Origin of the sequence: Pseudomonas sp. 10B238 (assembly GCF_000970615.1) — a bacterium.
Taxonomy (GTDB): domain Bacteria; phylum Pseudomonadota; class Gammaproteobacteria; order Pseudomonadales; family Pseudomonadaceae; genus Stutzerimonas.
The window spans coordinates 1-480 of sequence record NZ_KQ033984.1; the positions used below are offsets into that span (position 1 = coordinate 1).

A 480-nucleotide genomic window follows, 5' to 3' on the forward strand; every position below is an offset into this window, starting at 1 on the left:
TTTCAACGGCTCGACGCTCACACCCGCATCTTCCATAAGCGCGGTGTTGCCTAGCTGTAGCTGCTTGCCTTCCACCAGACCACGGACTCCGATCCCTGACCCTGACTCGAAGGTCTCTGGCTTCGCCAGCTGGAGACCTTCGCTTCTGGCATGGTCTACGATCGCGTGGGCTAGGGGATGCTCACTACCTTGATCCAAGCTGGCAGACAAACGGATGACTTCCTGCGAGTCAAACGGCGTGACGCCTATGGCCCGATCGAAGACAGGTCGGCCCTCGGTCAAGGTTCCTGTTTTATCGACAATCAGCGTGTCTACCTTACGGACATTTTCGATGGCGCCTGCGTCTCTGAAAAGCACTCCACTTCCAGCCGCTTTGCCTGTGGCAACCATGATCGACATAGGCGTTGCCAGGCCAAGTGCGCAAGGGCAAGCAATGATCAAAACCGCAACTGCATTGATCAGGCCGAATACCCAGCCCTG

Annotated in this window: 1 protein-coding gene; it reads right to left on the reverse strand. The window is 56.9% G+C overall.

All coding sequences use genetic code 11. The features are described from left to right. A partial coding sequence (locus tag RT21_RS22895) for an HAD family hydrolase (RefSeq protein ID WP_046164473.1) occupies positions 1-480 on the reverse strand: 480 nt, incomplete at both ends.